Below are 18380 nucleotides of genomic sequence, written 5' to 3'. Positions count from 1 at the left end.
GACAATGTCATCGTAAAAGGTTTGTTTTCGCCAGCTCAACGACTTCATCTGCCCGGCCGTTAAGTACGGCTTTGACCATGTACAAAGTGAATCCTTTTGCCATCTCAGTCGTGATTTTTGGCGGCATCGCCAGCTCCATTCGACTTACCACCGCATCCACCACGACCGGACCAGGGTAATTAAGCGCTTCGGCTATTTTCCCTTCAGCTTCTTCGGGGTTCTCGATGCGAATCCCTTTGATTCCGGCAGCCTGCGCCATAGCGGCAAAGTCAGGATTTTTCAGCCCGGTACCGGTATCAAGAAAACCCGATGCTTTCTGCTCTAGCTCAATAAAACCCAGTGCACTGTTGTTAAACACGATAACTTTGACCGGAAGATTGAGCTGGGACAGACTGAGCAGGTCACCCATCAGCATAGAAAAACCACCATCACCAGCCAGCGCGATGACCTGCCGATCAGGGCTGGAGGCTTGTGCGCCAATGGCCTGAGCCAGGGCGTTCGCCATCGAACCATGCCAGAAGGAACCAAGTAAACGCCGACGACCATTCATGGTCAGATAACGCGCCGCCCAAACAGTAGGAAGACCGACATCGCAGGTGAAAATCGCATTATCATCTGCAGCGTCATCGACCAGGCGTGCAATGAGTTGAGGATGAAGTCTCCCTCCTTCGTTCTCTTTAGCCAGCGCATCCAGTCCTTTACGTGCCTGCATGTAATGCTTCAGTGCGGTATCAAGATGACTTGTGTCCTGCTTTTCATGCAGCAAAGGTAGCAGTGCAGTCAGGGTCGGGCTGATGTGACTAATCAATCCGATGTCTACCGCAATCCGCCTGCCTACTGCTGCAGCATCAATATCAATCTGGGCAACCTTCGCTTTTTGCGGCAGGAACTGTCTGTAGGGAAAATCCGTACCGAGCATAACCAGCAAATCACAACTCTCCATTGCATGATAACCAGAAGAGAAGCCGATCAGCCCGGTCATGCCAACGTCAAAGGGGTTCTCCCATTCAACATGTTCTTTACCGCGCATGGAGTGAACCACTGGCGCTTTCAGGGTTTCAGCAAGCTGCATAAGCTGATCGTGAGCACCGGCACAGCCACTACCGCAGAGTAATGTTATGCGTCTGGCATCGTTGAGCATGGATGCGAGTGCTCTGAGTGAGGAATCCTGTGGCACGGTTAGCGAGGCCGAAGGCAAAAGTCCTGCGGGTGGTGCCGCAGGCGCTAAGCTTGCCTGTTTCAGCGCAACATCTCCGGGGATAACAATGACACTTACGCAGCGTTCTGAGAGGGCACGACGCACAGCAATTTCAAATACCCGGGGCATCTGTTCCGGTGTCGAGACCAGTTCACAGTATCCTGAACACTCCCTGAATAACTGTTCAGGATGGGTTTCCTGGAAGTATCCGGTGCCGATTTCCGGTGATGGGATATGTGCCGCGATGGCAACAACCGGAACCCCGGATCGGTGGCAATCAAACAGCCCGTTAATCAGATGGAGATTACCCGGGCCGCAGCTTCCCGCACAGACCGCGAGTTCACCAGTGACCTGGGCATCAGCACCTGCTGCAAATGCGGCAACTTCTTCATGTCGGACATGAAGCCAACTGATTTCTCCGTGACGCCTGATGGCATCGGTAAAACCGTTCAGGCTGTCTCCGACAATGCCATAGATACGTTTAACACCTGCGTCATGAAGGGTTCTGACCATCTGGTCAGCGACAGTTCTGGCCATGATGAACTCCTTAAATCAGATGCATTTTTCTGGCAGCAAGAGTCAGCTCATCCCTGAAGTCGGGATGGGCCAGTTCGATGATACGCAGGGCGCGTTCCGTGGATGACAAACCCTTAAGGTTAGCGCTGCCATATTCAGTCACGATGAAATGCGTATCGATACGCGGAGTCGTAACCGGACCATCCAGTCGGGGAACGATGCGGGAAACGACACCTTTTGCCGCCGTCGAACGAGCCGCAATGATGGAACGGCCACCTTTCGAAGCGTATGCCCCTCGGACAAAATCAAGCTGACCGCCTGACGCGCTGTACTGATGGCCGAGCATATGTTCCGAATTACAGGCACCGGTCAGATCAATTTGCAGGGTGGCATTAATCGAGACGACATTGTCGTTCCGGGCGATGATGCGGGGATCATTAACGTAATCAACCGGCCGGCTGAACACGGAAGGGTTACCGTCCAGATAGTCATACATAGCCTTTTGCCCCATGGCAAAAGTGAATACTGACTTGCCCCGGTCAATACTTTTTCGCCGGTTTGTCACCACCCCAGCCCTGACCAGTTCAACCAGTCCAGGATTCAGCGCTTCAGTATGGATACCGAGATCATTTCTTTCCCGCAAAGCAGCGCAGACAAGGTTAGGCAACGCGCCTACCCCCATTTGCAGGCAAGCTCCATCCGGGACCAGCCCGGCGATAATGCTGCTGATCGCTTCATCTACAGGACTGGCGGCGCGTATCGGCAACTCGATAAGCGGGACGTTGTTTTCAACGATTGCATCAACTTCGGAAATATGAATCTCTGCGCCATCTCCCTGCACGCGCGGCATGTGGCTGTTGACCTCGAGGATAAGCCTGCGCGCGGAACGGGCGATGCGTGAAGAGTAGTCATTACCCGTACCTAAACTGAAGTAACCATGCTGGTCCATTGGAGATACCGTGTGCACGAACGTGTCGATCCCAATTTCATCAGCCAACAGGCGGGGAGCCTGGTGGAAATTTGAAGGCACATAGTTAATGACCTTACGTCCGCCATCCTCCAGACCACGACGAATAAGGGCACGTTCCACGCCAGTGACAAACATACTGTAGGGCTTTATCCGATCGTTCAATTCATAACGGAGGATCGTGTCACCAGCGATCTTAGCCGTTTCGTAGTAATACACCCGGAGATCACCGACTTCTCCCCGTTCTGCCCGTTGCGCCAGGGCGTTCAGCAAGGCTGGGGGTTCTCCGGCATACATTCCCATCGACAGGCGCGAGCCTGACGGAATACCAGAGACAGCATCATCAGGTGTGGTGAGTTTCTCTGCATAAAGAGCGTTGATGTCCATGAATGAACTCCTCAGTATCCGGTTGCTTCTTCAGGTGAATGCCCGCGGCGATAAACCAGCATGGTGCGTTCAAAACTCATGACCTCAGTACCTTCCTGGTTAATTCCGCGGGTACTGACTGTCACGATCCCCTGTCCGGGGCGGCTTTTTGAGACACGTTTATCCAGCACCGTACTTTCTGCATAAAGCGTGTCACCGGCGAAGACAGGATGGGTGGCTTTGACGTTGTTCCAGCCAAGATTAGCGACCACTTTGGCACTCACCGTGCGCACACTCATTCCGGTCAGCAATGCGAGCGTGAAGGTTGAATCAACCAGCAGCTTTTGCCATTCCGTTTTGCTGGCGTAAGCCGCATCAAAATGGACCTGCTGAATATTGAGCGTGAGAAGGGTAAACCACACATTATCCGTATCCAGCACCGTCCTGCCGGGTCGATGCTCAAACACGTCGCCAGGAATAAAATCTTCCCAGTAGAGGCCAGAAGTTTCGCGGAAGCGACGTTCGCCCACCGCCTTATAAGCAGGTAGTAAAGAGTCCATATTGTTCTCCGGGTTGTTGAAATCAGGCTGACAGGCCAGCGCGGGTAAGAATGCGTCGCGCCTGGCGGGCAACAGCCTCATCAATCATCATGCCGTTCAGGGTGCCAACACCTTTGGCGTTCTCGGCAAGGACTGAACGTGCCCGCGTGATTTCTGCTTCTGTGGGGGTGAAAAGCGTATTGATGACGCTTATCTGAGCCGGATGGATGGCAGCCTTTGCGGTAAAGCCAAACACCGTTGCTTTGAGGACTTCAGCTTCAAGTCCTTCCTGGTCGTGAATATCAAAGAAAGGCGCATCGATCGCGACGATGCCACTGGCAGAACAGGCGCTGATGATCCGGCTCCGGGCGTGCGCCAGCGGTTCCCAGCTCGTCGCTGCACCGATATCGGCAGCCATGTCTGCAGCGCCAAACATCAGTCCGGTCAGTCTGGTCGTGGCTGTTGCTATGGTTTCTACTGCGTTCAGACCACGTAAAGACTCGATCAGACCAATCAGCGAGGTTTGTGAGCCGGTAGACGTCAGCAGGCGGTCCAGTATCTGTAAATGGCTTGCAGACTCCGTTTTCGGCAGGATCAGATAATCCGGCTGTGCTCCGTGGTCGAACAACGCACAGAGGTCCTCAATTCCGGCCGGCGTATCCAGGCCATTAATTCGTAGCGCCAGTGGTAACTCAGCCGGGCGGTGGGATTTAATGAATGTCACCGCAGTGTGTCTCGCCGCTACTTTGTCTGCGGGTGATACGGAATCTTCCAGATCAATGATGGCAATATCGACACCACTTGCAGCCGCGTGGGCAAAACGCTCCGGTCGGGTCGCGGGTGTAAATAACCAGCTGCGCATAGGGTGTTTCAGATAATCAGACATAACGTTCCTCCTGTGACGTTAAGTCTGCGCTCGTGCCGGATATCTATCCAATATATGATAAAGGCATTCCTGATAGCTTTTGGAGATGATTATGGAGCTACGTCATATTCGCTATTTTCTGGCAGTAGCAGAGGAGCGACATTTCACACGAGCGGCTGCAAGGCTGGGCATAGGCCAGCCTCCGCTTAGCCAGCAGATTAAAGACCTGGAAAATGAACTGGGTGCAGTTTTGTTCCGGCGCATGCCTTATGGTGCAGAGCTGACAGAAGCGGGAGAGGCGTTTCTGGCGATTGTTAAAGAGATGCCAGCCACTGCTGAACGCGCCTCCCGCGCCGCGCAGAGAGCTGTTCGCGGTGAGCTGGGTTTACTGAGAGTGGGGTTCACAGCCTCTGCTGCGTTTAACAGCGTGGTGCCTGCCGCCATCAGAGCGTTCAGGCGTGCTTATCCAGAAGTACGACTCCAGCTGGAAGAGGGGAATACCACCCGACTGGTGGATGGTTTAAGTGAGGGATCGCTGGATGCAGTGTTCCTGCGACCGGGCTTTGCGGGTAGCGATCGTTTCCAGTTGCGTTTGCTTTCTGAAGAATCGATGGTTCTGGTATTGCCAGAGAGCCATCCTGCCGCATCGAAAGCATCAATCGCACTCAGCACATTGTGTGATGACGATTTTCTGCTGTTTCCTCGGGATATTGGCCCCACGCTTTATGATTCTGTGATTGAGGCGTGCCGTAAATCAGGATTTGAGCCCAACATCGTGCAACTTGCACCTCAAATCGCTTCAGTGATTAATCTGGTTGCCGCAGAAATGGGAGTGTCTGTGGTTCCCGCCTCAATGGGGCAGGTTAAGGTGAATGGGGTCGTATTCCGCCAGATCGAGGATGAAGCACCGGTTGCTAAACTGGCTCTGGCGTTCAGGCGGGCGGACACTTCTCCGGTTCTACGCAATTTTGTATTACAGACGCTTGTGTGAAACATCAGTCACGCTGCGCGGCCCAGTCCTGTAATGCCTGCAGGGCGGGCTGAAGTGCACGTCCCTGATCTGTCAGCCGGTATTCAACTTTCGGTGGCACTTCAGGATACACAGTGCGACTGACAACGCCATCCCGTTCGAGATCGCGCAATTGCTGGATCAGCATCTTCTGAGATACCTCCGGTATCGCTCTGCGTAACTCGGAGTTACGCATCACTGGCGCACTAAAAAGATGGTAAATAATCAGCGTTTTCCAGCGACCTTCCAGCACGCGTAACGCATCAGCCAGCTGTCCGGCTGAGCATGTTGATGTTTTCACAATTCAGTCTCATGGTTACTTTTTGGTAAGTATATAACGAAATAGTGCATTCTTGTCTGATATATACCATGTCGCTAACATGCCCGAAATACCTGAAGACGCGGTGTCGCCAGGAACCTGAAAAAGGAAAACAGCATGTCCGACTTAACAATAAACGCCGATCAGCTCCAGTATCTGCTGGATCGTCAGGATATTCAGGACACCATAGCCCGCTATTCACTGGGTCAGGACAGTCATCAGGGGGATGACTCTGCCATTCTGACTCAGTGGAACGAGACCTTCACTGAGGACGGAAAAGTCGATTACAGCGCTGCGGGTGGTCCGACAGGAACATATCGGGAACTGGCTTTATGGATGCGTGGAGAGAATGGACAGCCCGGGAGTATGAGTGGTTTTTCTAACTGGCAGCATATGTTGAGCCTGCCGGTTGTGACTGTCGAGGGTGATCGGGCGCAGGCAAGGACCGATTTCTTTGCCACCCATCGTGGGCGAGCAGATCAGGGGGCGAACATTCACTTCAATGCCAATGGTGCATTTCATGATGAACTGGTGAGAACAGAAAAAGGCTGGCGGATCTTGTTTCGGCGGCTGGAATTGTATTTTGGGGATGCAATTGCGGTCGCAGGTTGAATTCTCAGGCTTCATCTTAGCCTGAATGTCATACTGGATGGTTGTGGTTTGCAGGGATGCATCGACAGGAAAAAAACTGGATATGACGTTATATGTATTTAAATCAATAAGATATGAGATTACGCAAAACGTGAATTATGTTAAATATACTGTCATCCTTGGGAGCTAGCAGACGATGTTACATAACTTGTCGAGGAACGATTGCTTGCGTTTTCTCTCAAAGTGCTGATCTGCTTACATTCTGGCAGTCAGCACCTGATATCCGGCACTCAGATAGTTATTCGCAACCATATTCTTCACGGACATCGCTCTAACCCCGACTCTGAAAAAGCCCCTTGCCAGATTAGTCACTACGTGCCTGGTTCCTTACTAAACTGCCTGGATGTCATCTGGGTAAACAGTAATTATATCTAAGGTTTCACCTCCGCCATCGATGAACTCAACTTCATAAGCCAATATTGGTGTTTGATATACCATCACCACCGCTCCTAGACGATCTTTTGAAATCAATGCTGATAAGTCTCTTTTCGCCTTAACCATGTCATGCTCTTTTAACATTGAGGATGCTCCCATGTTACAATTATTTCTTAGTAGGGATAGCGGTGACTAACCTGACTACACCATCGTTATTCTTAATCCATCCAAATTTAACATCAATGGTCCTACCATTAGCTCCAGTTATTGAAATCATCTGATCATATTTAACTCCAAACTGTGTTTCAGATGTAACAATTGCTGTTTCAGGATCAAAAATTATCTGCTTAGCCAATGAATCTGAATTGTTTTTGTTGAACCCAAGAGCACTGTCAAACCATTCGGCTTTGCTTCCCCCAACTGGATGATCTTTATCTAAAAGATAGGTGGTCAATTTTTTATCGACGCTAGACTGTGTTTCAGAAGTGTTTTTGACAACTTTCCCGGTTGGCTCATTTCCCTTAAGTATCCCACTTCCCCCTCCTTTGATTGGCTCGCCATCTTCATCCAGAACCTTCGGCCCCATTGGATTAACAGGGTACGTTTTGACAGGACGGTTCCCGTGTGTCTTTTCGAACTCGTCTTCATCCTCACCCAGCGTGTTATTTTCAACCGCATTCTTCCCGGCCACGGCTCCCGTCCCTGCGCCCAGCCCCGAATCCGATGCCAGCCCCCCTGCCAGCCCTGCCGCAATCTGGCTCAGCGCACTGACCGTCTGCTTCTGGCTTTCCGTCAGCGTATTCGGGTCTGTAACACCCGGATACATCGTCGCAATTATCGCATGCGCCATCAGCTCACCACCGGCCGCTCCGGCAGCACCTGCCGCTGCATCATTCCCTGCCAGCTGCGCCAGCACTGCGCCCGCCACTGCGTGGGCCATGGTGTTGGTTATCAGATTGGGGTGCGGATTTCCCTCTGCGTCATAGGTTGTCGTTTGCTTCTTGATTTCATTGGCGATATACGGTGCCATCGCCCCGCTGGCTGCGGCACCCAGGTTACCGGCGCTCAGCCCGCCCAGCGCACCGGCCACCGCGCTGGTGACCATCGAATACGTTCCGCCGGTGCCCCAGTCGGCCGCCACCGCCTTGTAAGCCGGGTCAGCCAGCACCTTATCGTGCAGCGCTTCCTGCGACAGCGTGGCGTACTTCGGGTTCTCCTTCAGCAGGCGGTCCGACACTTCTTTTTCTGCCGCGTCCAGCTTGTAGGCGCTGACGTCCCCCGCCACCTTACCGGCCAGCTCCTGCACACCCTGTGCAAACGCCATCTGGTTTTCGACTTTCTCTTTGTCGAAAATCTTGTCGATATGGCCGTTGGCGTTGTCGGTGTCGCGGCTCAGCCCCGCCACGTCCTGCGTCTGGTTCTGCGTATCACGCACGTTAATGGTGCCGTCCGCCACCGCTGAACGGGTGGTGCCGGAGGCGCTGCCCGACATGTTAACCATGGCCGGCAGCCCGCTGGCAGAGTACTGCTCACCCGGTTTCTGGCTGCTGTCAAAGCTGCCGCTGAAGCCCACCGAGGCGCTGCTGGCGTGGTACTCGGCATGGTTACCGATGCTGTCCCAGCCGAGGGTGCCGGTGGAGAAGGTGTTATTCGCCGCATCGGCGGTGGAGGCAATCACCGCCCCGTTCAGCTGGGTGTGATTCCCGGCGAAGATGTCAAAGCCGCCGTTCCCGGCAAACAGCCCGCTCTGGTCGCCGACGCTGGCGTATTCACTGTTCACTTTGCTGGTGCTGACGCTCAGCCCGGCCGAGGCGCTCATGCTGCCCCAGGTGAAGCTGAAGCCGCCGCTGGCGCTCTGCTGTTTGCTCTGGTAGTTGTCGATGTCCTGCAAGCTGGTGATGGTCAGGTTGTTACCGGCATCAGCAACGATACGGTTGCCCAGCGCCTGCGCGCCGGAGAGCAGCGTGTCGTTGCCGCTGCTGAGCGTCAGGGTATCGCTGGCGTTGACGCGGCTGTTAACGTATTCGGTGCTGTTGCCGTTATCGGATCCGCTGGCGACATAACCGCTGGCCTGCACGCCGAAGCCGATCTTCTTCCCATAAGCAATATGCCCGCCCACGCTCCAGCCGGAGGATGAGTTACTGCTTTTCTGGTCGGTGTTATTGCTGGCGGCCACCAGGTTCAGGTCATGGGCGGCGGCCAGCGTTACATTCTGGCCGGTAATACCGCTGCCCGCCATACTGATGTCACCGCTGCTGCCATTGGCGCCGGTGGCGATCACATTGACATTGCCACCCCCGCTCAGGGAACTGCCGCTGACGGTGTTGCTGCTGTAATCCGAGCTGGACTGGCTTTTGCTGGCCCCGACGCTGAGCGAAATCGTGATACCTGCGTCTTTCAGATCACCTTTTGCCAGCGCCGTGGCGGACTGTGTTGCCCCTTTCCCCAGCGCCCAGCCGGTCTCCAGCATCTTCACGGCATCCAGCGCCTTCAGGCGGTCATTCCCGGCCTCGGTGGCCTCTTTCGCCTGCGATCCCAGCGTCAGCAGTGCATCGGTGATCGGGCTGCTGATCTGTAACGTCAGGCCGCTCTGCTTCTGCTCATACGACTGATGGCGCGTCAGGGTATCGTTGCCCGGATCGATAGTGACGGAGCCACCTACCAGGCTGATATCCTGCTTCGCAATCACGTCAGACCCGGCGACATGAGCATCGTTACCCGCCACCAGGGTGACGCTGCCGCCGGTGCTGCCGACCGCGCTGGCGCTCTGGCTCTGGGTGGTGCCGTCCTGCTTCAGCTGCTGACGGGAAGAGGCACTGCCAAAGGTCACACCGAGGCCGCCGCCGCTGAACATGCCGCTTTTCTTCGTTTCGCTCAGGCGATAGCTGCTCTGTTCTTCTGTAGCGGCGGTGATGCTGAGGTCATGACCGGCTTTCAGGCCGGTATCGCTCTCTCCCACCACCGAAGATCCTTTCACCGTCAGGTCATTGCCCGCCACGATCGAGACCTGATCGCCGCTCAGCTGCGAGGCTTTTTCCGTGGTGGAACTGTCCTCGGCAATGGTGTGCGTGGTTTTTTTACTGAACAGGCTCTTTTTGGTTTTGGTCGCTTCGTCGTATGAATAGTCACTTTCCGTCGCGGTAGTGATATTCACATCATGTCCGGCGTTCAGGGCGAGGTCGCCAGTGGCATTAACCTGGGCGGCCTGGGTGGTGATGTCGTTTCCGGCAGCGATGCGGGTGTTTCCGCCGCTGGCAAGCTCGGTGCCTTCCTGCGCAACTTCCTGCCGGATGCTGACGCTCTGGTGGCCGTGGGTTTCGCTGTAAGTGCTGGTCTGCTGCGCATTCAGGTTAACATCGCGTCCGGCACTGAGTGACGCATCTCCCGTGGCTGAGAGCTGCGCGGCCTGCGAATTGATATCACGCCCCGCGTCCAGCGTCAGATCGGCACCGCTGCTGACCACCGCGCGGGTGGCATTGTTGTTGTCAGTTTTGTTGCTGCCGCTGGTCTGATGGCTGCTGTTGTCCATCGTGTTCAGGCTGAGGTCATTACCTGCCGTCAGGCTGGCGTCGCCCGTGGCGGCGATCGCGCTGCCTGCCACCGTCAGATCATGGCCCGCATACGCCGCCAGATCACCGCCCGCGCTGACGTCACCCGCCTGGCTGCTGGTTGTCTGTGACGTGCCGTTCTTCGTGGTTTGGGTGGTACTGAGCGCATTGCCGCTGATGTTGAGATCGTTCAGCGCCACCAGTTGCAGGTCGCTGCCCGCTGTCAGTTTCGCGCCGGTGTTGTTGATATTGTTTCCGGCGCTGAGTGACAGCCCTTTACTGGCCGCAATGCTGGCGACATCACCGGTCTGGGTCTGGCTGAACGTCAGTTGCGAGGTTTTACCGGCGCTGACCGGCGTCGAACTCCACTGCTGCGCCTGGGTGACGTTATTGATATCCCCGCTGACGGAAGCCAGCGCCACCGTCTGCCCGGCAATCGAGGAGCCGATGTTGTTGATATCACCCAGCGCGCTCAGCTGCACGCTGCCGCCGGAGCTAATCAGCCCGGCACTGAGGTTGTCCAGCGTGGTGCTGCTTTTCGCTGCCAGCTGGGTCTCCGCTTTCAGGGTACTGCCGCTGTTAACGATACTTCCGGCATCGAGATTGACCGTGTTCCCGGCAATCACGCTGCCATCTGCCACGGTAGTGTCATCCGGGGACAGATACAGTTTCGGGACCAGCACCGTCTGGCCGTCAATGGTGGTTTTTTCCCACCAGACGATGCTTTTCGTCAGCCCGGCGACCTGTTCCGGCGTCAGGCTGACGCCGAACTGTAGCCCCAGCCCCTGCTGCTGCGCTGCCGCGTTGTCGAGCAGATACTGCATCTGCGCCAGGTCAGAACCGGTGCCGCCGATATAACGTTGCCCGGTCTGGCTGAGTACCGCATTGCTGACGTAGCGGGTATCAAATGCCGCATCGCCGAGGAATTTGTAGTCGGTGTCCGGTGCCAGGTTCAGTCGGTTCAGCAGGTAAGACGAACCGATAAACTGTGACGGATCGGTATAGACGGCAGCCGTTTCCGTGCGGGGCGTGGTGGCGGGCGTCGCCGCCTGAGTTACCGGGGCCGTCATCTGTGCTGACGGAGCCGTGACCTGAACTGATGACGACGCACCAGCCAGGCTCAGCGCAGGAGTTGCCGGGGCCGATTTCTGATCCGGTGAAGAGACGGCGGCTGTCGGTTTTGCCAGATAATCATTCAGCGCGGTAAACAGCGACGCATCAGTTTTCCCCACGCTGCCCAGCTGCGGGTTGGTGGTGATCAGGTACGGGCTGGACGGATCTTTACTGGCGACAAACAGGCCATTGTTGCTGGTCGGCAGGGGATAATCGGTGAGTGCCGCGCCCGTGTTGCCGATTTGCTGCAACGCGCCGCTGACCGAACTGGTCCACTGCACTGAACCGACCACCAGGTTGCTGTCCGCTGCCAGTTGCTGATTCTGCGCGCCACTCACCGTTTGCAGTGCGGTTGTCCCGTTCAGGGTCGGAGCGCTGATGGCGTGAGTTAAGCTGCCCGCATTGGCCGTGGTGGTGGTATTGCTGATGTTATTGCTGAAGCTGGCATTAACGGCGCCACCGGCCTGAATAACGGCGCGATATCCTTCGCCCGTGGTGGTGGTTTCATATTCAGGGGTGCCGGTCAGGTAGTAATCAAAACTGGCGTTGTACGCCGTGCCCTGATAGACCTTGCTGCCCTGTTTGGTGTCGAATGAATAGGTCAGATATTCCTGCTGAACCGAGGGTTGCCAGGATTGGTTATTCAGCTCGTTACCGGACAGTGAAATATCCTGTCCGGCCAGCAAATTACCGGCGAGGTTATCCAGCGTGCCGGCCGCAACGTTGAGATTGTGACTGGCGGCGATACGTCCTGCGCCACCACTGGCCGTGACCGCAACCGTTGAGGTACCGATCAGGTAACGTTTTTCCAGCCCGGTATCAACCGGTTTGACGTAATTGCGGGTGACAGTCACGCCGTTGTTTTTGCCGTCACTGCCCTCATGGTCGGTGACCGAGTAGGCGTCGAGTTCATCTTTGGCAAAATCAGAGGCACGCAGCGTAATTTTGGTCGGGCTTCCTGCTGCCGGACTTTCTGCCGCCACTGTCGTACTGGTCGCATCCAGACCATCGCGCTGATTCAGCAGATGGCCGGTATTGATGCTGATATCACCGTTGGTGGTCTCGATATTGCCGGAGTTGTTGACCACCTCCGTGCTGACATTCCCCGCCGTATCTTTCTGCATCCACAGGCTGTTGCCCGCCAGAATATCGCCGCGATCATTCTGAATATGGTCCGCCAGCAACTGCATGTTGTTGCCTGCGTACAGCAGCGCGTTGTTATACAGCTGGCCGGGAGCTGACATCAGCACGTTGCCTGCCGCACCGACAAAGCCGTAGTTGCTGAGCTGGCCCTGGCTGGTCAGCCGGACATTGCCGCCAGACTGCACGCTGCCGCTGTCATTCAGGGTGATATTGCTGGCATCCACGCCAACCGTGCCGCTGCCGCCGCGCAGCTGGCCATTGTTCACCATATTGCCGCTGGCGCTGAGCTGGATTCCGTTACCCTGTAACGTCCCGAGCACATTCAGATCACCCTGCGTGCTCAGGCTGAGGGTCTGCCCGGCGGCCAGGGTGCCGGTCTGGGTGAAACCGGAGCCGAGCTGTAGCGTCATATTGCCCAGCGCCAGCAGGCTGCCCGCCTGATTCAGACTCGGAGTTGTCAGCGTCAGGTCACCGGCGCTGTAAAGCCTGCCACCGGTCTGGTTATCGGTATTTTGCAGGTTCAGCCCCAGCAACTGGTTGCCAAATACCGTGCCGCTGTTGTGCAGGGCATTTGCGGTCAGTTGCAGGCGGTCACCCTGTAGCTGTCCCTGGTTACTGGCCTGGTCGAGTTGCAGCGTGCTGTCCCCCAGCCCGGTCAGGGTGCCGTTGTTGGTCAGCGTGGTGCCGGTCAGGGTCAGCCCCTGCGCCTGTAATATCCCGCTGTTGCTGATGGCCGGTGCGGCGAGCGTCAGGCGGTCCCCGGTCAGCAGGGTGCCCTGGTTATCGAGCTTACCGGTAAGCGTCAGCTGGCTCAGCCCGTCGCCCTGCAGCTGCCCCTGATTCAGCAGCGACTGTGCGCCGAGGTCAAACGTCCCCTGGCTGCGCAGCGTGCCACCGTTAAGGTTGGTGACGGCATTCTGCACCGTGCCCTGCAGGCTCTGCTGCCCCTGTAGCTGTCCGGCGTTGGTCAGGCTGCCGGTTGTCAGCACGAGGTGATTCGCCTGGATAGTGCCGCTGTTAGCCACATCGCCCGCATTGAACGTGCCGGTGCCAGCGCTGAGCAGCGCGCCACCCTGCAATACCTGCAACTGGCCGCCGAGCGTGGTGCTCAGCGCGCTGACTCCGGTGAGGGTGCCGCTGGTGGTCAGCGAATCTCCCTGAATGCTGAGATTATCCGCCGACCAGCTTCCCTGATTATTCAGGCTGCCCGCCTGCAAAATGGCCAGACCGGTCGAGACGATTTTGCCCTGCGCCTGGGTGTTGAGTGCGCCGGTCAGGTTCAGGTCAGCCAGGGTTGTGGTCTGAATCGATCCGTTCAGATCCAGCTGGCTGGCGTGCAGCCCGGTGCTGCCGGACTGCCAGCTGCCGTTGTTGGTCACTTTCCCGGCCGTCACGTTCAGCGCGCCCTGAGTGAGCAGCCTGCCGGAGGTGGCGTTGATCAGATCCTGCTGTAACTGCGCCGTCAGCGCCTTGAGGCCAATCAGGTTGCCGCTGTTGTCGGCGCTCCCGGCGTTGAGCGCCAGGGTGTCACCCTGGATCTGTCCCTGGTTGGTCAGCTGTGTGGCGTTCAGCGTGGTGGTTTTTTCACTGAGCAACTGGCCGCTGTTTTCCAGCGTCCCGGCCTGCACCGTGGCATCACCGGATGACAGCAGGCTGCCGCTGTTGTTCAGGTCTCCCTGCATCTGCGCGTTCAGCCCGGTGGTGCCCAGCAGGGTACCGCTGCTGGTCAGGCTGTTGCCGGTCAGGTTCAGCTGACCGGACTGGAGACGCCCCTGGTTCTGCGTGACACCGGCATGCACCTCAAGCGTACCTGCTGACAGCACCTGCCCCTGTGCGCCGTTGATCAGGGTATCGGCCGTCAGCGTGTTTGCCCCGGTCCCCTGCAACAGCCCATTATTGGTGAGAGCCCCGGCGCTGACGCCCAGCGTCTGTGTCGCCAGCGTGCCGTTATTAGTCAGATCCGGGGTGGTCAGTTGGGCGTTTCCGGCTGCCGCGATGATCCCGGTCTGCTGATTGGTCAGGCTGCCGGTGACGTTAATTCCGAGGTCGTGCGTGGAAAGGGTGCCCTGATTCACCAGCGTCTGGCCTTCAAGGTTCATCTGATTCTGTGCGCTGAGGCTGCCCTGTTGTTGCAGGGTATCCGCCTGAATATGCAGGCCGTCGTCGGCAGTGATCGCTCCGCTGTTGGTCATCTGACCGGCATGAATATCCACGCTGTACGCGCCCAGCGCGGCGGCGTTGGTCAGCGTGCCAGCCTCAAGGCTTAATGCCCCTGGCGTGACCAGTCTGCCGCCCAGATCGGCGGTGTCCGCTGCACGGATGCCGAGCGAATTTTTACCCTGCGTCTGCGAGTCACTGCCGGTGGCCAGCTGCTGCGTGGTCAGGGCCAGACTGCCGTCGGCGGAGAGGAAGCCGTTCAGACGCGCGCTATCCGCACTGACGCTGATATCGCCCTGGCTGCTCTGTACCGAACCGGCTCGGCTGGTCAACAATGACGCGTTAAGCTCCGCGCCCTGGGTTCCGCTCAGGCTGCCGCCCAAATCGGCCTGCGCCGTGTGTAACGCCAGCTGCCCCCCGGCGAGCAGCGTGCTTGCGTCACCCGTCGTGACGTTGTCACGTACATTCAGCGCCAGATTGCCGCTGGTACCGGTCAGCCCCTGATTATTCAGCCGGTTCAGCGTCAGCGTCTGGTCATCACCGGACTGCGCGGTGCCGTTGTTGTTCAGGATGTCACCGGTCAGCTGCTGGGTGCCGAGTGACTGAAGCAGGCCATCGTTGGTGAAGGTGCCAAAGCTGAACTGTCCGTTGCGGTTGGCGGCGAGTGTGCCGCTGCTGCTGAAATCCCCGGAGGTGAAGTTCAGGTCACGTCCGGCGATCAGGCTGCCAGCCCATTGTCCGCCCTGTGCGACGGTAGCCTGGATATCGTTCTGTGCCGAGGTTCTGCCGGTCTGTGCAGCATTCAGCGTATCGGCATTCAGGGTCAGATTGCCCCCGGCGCTGGTGGTGCCATCCAGCTGCTGCTGGCGGGTGGATAACTGCATATCACCGGTGGAGGTCAGCGAGCCGGTGTCGCTTACCTGTAGCGATCCGCCGCTGGCGTTCAGCGTCTGCCCGTCAAGGGAGCCTGACAATGCCGCTGTGTGGCTGGCCGCTACGGAAAGCGCCTTATCACTGTGCACGCTGCCCTGGTCACCCACCGCAAGATCGCTGGCATTCAGGCTGACATTGCCGCTGGCGGAGAGCTGCCCGTTCAGCGTCTGCTGAGCAGCACTGAGCTGCATATCACCGAGGCTGGTGATCTGCGCATTCTGACCGGCATCGAGGGAATCGGTATTGATCGTCAGGCCGGTTTTGCCGGTCAGCGCACCGTTAACCGTGGCTTTGCCGCCGCTGAGGGTAAGCCGGTCACCGGCAAACAGCGAACCCTGATCGCCGAGCGTCAGCTGATCGGTAATGTGCAGATCCAGCCCCTGCTGCGAACCCATCAGCCCCTGGCTGTCGAGAGTGTCAGCGGTGACCTGCTGCGCCCCGCCCGACTGCATTTTGCCGCTGTTATTCAGCGTGCCTGCGTTCAGGGTCTGGGTGCCCTGCGCCTGAATCAGGCCGCCGTTGGTCAGCTGCTGCACGGTGAAGTCGGTATCACCGGCGGCCGCCAGCGTGCCGTTGCTGGTGAACGAGGTGGCACCGAATCCCAGATTACCACCCGCCATCAGGCTGCCGTTCCACACGCCATCCTGCCCGGCGCTGATGTCGGCATTGCCCGCCGCGTAAGCCTGTGCGCCGCGGCCAGCGCTGAGCGATCCGCTCACCAGATGCAGGTTCTGCCCGGCGCGCAGATTACCGTTCAGAAACGTGCCGCCGGTGGCCTGAATATCCGCATCGCTGCCGGACTGGAGCTGTGAACCGGCAGCGGTGGTCAGCTGTCCGAAGCGTCCTGTCAGCTCGCCGTTGCCGGACAGTAATCCGCCCAGCTGTGCGCTGTCGGCGGTCAGGCTCAGATCACCGGCGCTGGAAAGGGAGAAATCATCCGTGGTGTTGAGGGAGCCAAAGCCTAACTGGCTGGCATGCTGGCCGGTGATATGACCGGCGAGTGTGGCCTGCCCGGCGGTGATCCCCAGCGCACCCGCAGCGGTGATCGTGCCATCCGCCCCCTGAGTCAGCACCTGGTCGGCCGTCAGCTGTAATACGCCGTCCGACCCGAGGGTGCCGTTATTGTCCAGACTGCCCGCCTGAATCTGCTGCGTTGCTGCGGCCTGTATCCTGCCGCTGTTATTCAGCGAAGTGGCATGAACCGTCTGCGCCTGAGCCTGAAGCGTACCGCTGTTCGTCAGGCTACCGGTATTGATTTGCTGCGCCCCGGTTGCCAGCAGCTTGCCGCTGTTATCCAGCAATGTTGTCTGCAGCGTCTGGCTCTGCGCCTGAAGCGTGCCGCGGTTGGTCAGACTGCCGCTGCTGATCTGCTGTGCCCCACTTGCCAGCAGATTACCGTCGTTATCCAGTGATGTTGTCTGCAGCGTCTGGTTCAGCGCCTGGAGGGTACCGTTGTTGGTCAGGTGCTGCGCGTTCAGATATGCATTGCCGGTGGCGGCCATCAGCCCGCTGTTGGTGAAATCGCCGGCGTTCAGCTGTAAATCTTTCCCCGCCGTCAGGCTGCCCTGCCACTGCCCGCTATTGCCCGCCGCCGCGCTGATATTGCCGACCGCGGCCACCTGTGCGGTACTACCGGACGTCAGCTGTCCGGCGCTCATCGTCAGATTACCACTGCTGTTCACCTGGCTGCCCTGCACGGCAAGCTGCCCCTGGCTGCTGAGCGTCATATCCCCGCCCGACTGCTGGGCACCCTGTAACGCGATGGACTGCCCGCTGGCGGAGAGTTTGCCCGCCGATGTCGCATTGGCGATCGTCAGCCTGCCACTGGCGTCGATCTGCATATCCCCGACCGACGTATTCAGATTGCCGAGGTTGACGCCGACGCCCTGCTCGCTGGACACCAGATGAATACGGTTGGCGTACATGCCACCCAGCGCGCCGGTATCCACTGCCACCGTTGGCGCATCCCCTTCTCCGGCAATCGGTGTCACGGAACCATCGGCCCCGACCCGGTTGGCCCCGGCGGTGATCGACAGGTCTTTCGCATAGATCCCGGCGTTGATCTGCGTGGCGCGCGCCACGATCGACACGGCGTCGGCACGGCTGCCATCCAGCCCCTGGCCTTCGACAATCACCGAGCCTCTGGTTACATCCAGCGCCGAGAGATTGCCGCTGGCATCCAGCTGCGGTTTGCCGGTGGTCAGCGTGACGTTCGGCGTATTGATAAAGCCGCAGCCGTTACAGGTGATGCCATACGGGTTGGCGACCATCACGCTGGCGGCTTTGCCTGCCACTTCGGTGTAGCCCTGGAGCTGGCTGCGGCTGGCTCCGGTCACTTCATTGATGATGGCCTGGGCTTCGTGCCCGGCGGCCAGATTGGGGTTGTTCTGGACCAGCCCCCCGAGCTGGGTCTGGGTGAGCTGACCGGTGGCGTTATTGAGGATCAGCCCCTCAGAACCGACGTTGTACTGCTGATACTGGTTATGGGAGATCCCCGCCTGATTCGGCGTGGCGATATTGACGACCGGCACACCGTTACCCGCCGCGTCCATCTGCGTACCCGGCGTCACCGGCGTGATGGCAGCGGCTGCCGCTGGCAGCATCGGCTGTACCGCAATCAGGTAACAGACCACATAGCTCAGAATGCGGCGGAACGGGGAGACAGGCTGACGATCGTCCAT

General features: G+C 57.9%; 9 protein-coding genes. 2 read left to right on the top strand and 7 right to left on the bottom strand.

The window, feature by feature from the left end; genetic code table 11:
- Nucleotides 1-7 precede the first annotated feature (7 nt).
- Genes poxB through ripC form a run of 4 tightly spaced genes read right to left on the bottom strand, consistent with a single transcriptional unit; the run spans nucleotide 8 to nucleotide 4472 of the window.
- The gene (gene poxB / locus AC6I8X_RS25970; protein WP_497841926.1) at nucleotides 8-1735 is read right to left on the bottom strand and encodes a ubiquinone-dependent pyruvate dehydrogenase; all 1728 of its coding nucleotides are present in this window, start codon (nucleotides 1733-1735) and stop codon (nucleotides 8-10) included.
- A 10-nt stretch (nucleotides 1736-1745) separates the two neighbouring features.
- Complete coding sequence (gene ripA, locus AC6I8X_RS25965) at nucleotides 1746-3068, bottom strand: itaconate CoA-transferase RipA/Ict (RefSeq protein ID WP_497841925.1); 1323 nt, start codon at nucleotides 3066-3068, stop codon at nucleotides 1746-1748.
- A gap of 11 nt (nucleotides 3069-3079) precedes the next feature.
- Nucleotides 3080-3607: a (R)-specific enoyl-CoA hydratase RipB/Ich gene (gene ripB, locus AC6I8X_RS25960; RefSeq protein ID WP_497841924.1), complete on the bottom strand. Its 528-nt coding sequence runs from the start codon at nucleotides 3605-3607 to the stop codon at nucleotides 3080-3082.
- 22 nt (nucleotides 3608-3629) lie between these two features.
- On the bottom strand, nucleotides 3630-4472 hold the full coding sequence (gene ripC, locus AC6I8X_RS25955) for an itaconate degradation C-C-lyase RipC (RefSeq protein ID WP_497841923.1): 843 nt from the start codon (nucleotides 4470-4472) through the stop codon (nucleotides 3630-3632).
- 91 nt (nucleotides 4473-4563) lie between these two features.
- On the opposite strand from ripC, the gene ripR reads away from it, so the two are divergent.
- Nucleotides 4564-5442 (top strand): itaconate degradation transcriptional regulator RipR, encoded by an 879-nt coding sequence (gene ripR / locus AC6I8X_RS25950; RefSeq protein ID WP_497841922.1) that lies wholly within the window; start codon nucleotides 4564-4566, stop codon nucleotides 5440-5442.
- Between the two features lie 4 nt (nucleotides 5443-5446).
- Here the strand turns inward: ripR and AC6I8X_RS25945 are convergent, their stop codons facing one another.
- Entirely contained in the window at nucleotides 5447-5761 is a 315-nt protein-coding gene (locus AC6I8X_RS25945) for a winged helix-turn-helix transcriptional regulator (RefSeq protein ID WP_497841921.1), read from the bottom strand.
- Between the two features lie 135 nt (nucleotides 5762-5896).
- Between AC6I8X_RS25945 and AC6I8X_RS25940 the strand changes: the two genes are divergently transcribed.
- Nucleotides 5897-6391, top strand: a complete 495-nt coding sequence (locus AC6I8X_RS25940; RefSeq protein ID WP_497841920.1) for a nuclear transport factor 2 family protein — start codon at nucleotides 5897-5899, stop codon at nucleotides 6389-6391.
- A 369-nt stretch (nucleotides 6392-6760) separates the two neighbouring features.
- Here the strand turns inward: AC6I8X_RS25940 and AC6I8X_RS25935 are convergent, their stop codons facing one another.
- Both AC6I8X_RS25935 and AC6I8X_RS25930 read right to left on the bottom strand, forming a co-directional pair.
- A complete protein-coding gene (locus AC6I8X_RS25935) occupies nucleotides 6761-6949 on the bottom strand; it encodes a DUF4926 domain-containing protein (RefSeq protein ID WP_497841919.1) in 189 nt (62 codons plus the stop codon).
- A gap of 22 nt (nucleotides 6950-6971) precedes the next feature.
- The gene (locus tag AC6I8X_RS25930) at nucleotides 6972-18380 is read right to left on the bottom strand and encodes a hemagglutinin repeat-containing protein (protein ID WP_497841917.1); all 11409 of its coding nucleotides are present in this window, start codon (nucleotides 18378-18380) and stop codon (nucleotides 6972-6974) included.

The organism is Pantoea sp. X-Soil-TKNS-1280, assembly GCF_059730475.1.
Note: the sequence above shows the minus strand (reverse complement) of the source record. Positions and strands in the feature narration are given on the sequence as shown.

Excerpts from the sequence above, each read along its gene's own strand:
- poxB (WP_497841926.1), bottom strand. The coding sequence starts at position 1,735 with ATGGCCAGAACTGTCGCTGACCAGATGGTCAGAACCCTTCATGACGCA.
- ripA (WP_497841925.1), bottom strand. The coding sequence starts at position 3,068 with ATGGACATCAACGCTCTTTATGCAGAGAAACTCACCACACCTGATGAT.
- ripB (WP_497841924.1), bottom strand. The coding sequence starts at position 3,607 with ATGGACTCTTTACTACCTGCTTATAAGGCGGTGGGCGAACGTCGCTTC.
- ripC (WP_497841923.1), bottom strand. The coding sequence starts at position 4,472 with ATGTCTGATTATCTGAAACACCCTATGCGCAGCTGGTTATTTACACCC.
- ripR (WP_497841922.1), top strand. The coding sequence starts at position 4,564 with ATGGAGCTACGTCATATTCGCTATTTTCTGGCAGTAGCAGAGGAGCGA.
- AC6I8X_RS25940 (WP_497841920.1), top strand. The coding sequence starts at position 5,897 with ATGTCCGACTTAACAATAAACGCCGATCAGCTCCAGTATCTGCTGGAT.
- AC6I8X_RS25935 (WP_497841919.1), bottom strand. The coding sequence starts at position 6,949 with ATGTTAAAAGAGCATGACATGGTTAAGGCGAAAAGAGACTTATCAGCA.
- AC6I8X_RS25930 (WP_497841917.1), bottom strand. The coding sequence starts at position 18,380 with ATGGACGATCGTCAGCCTGTCTCCCCGTTCCGCCGCATTCTGAGCTAT.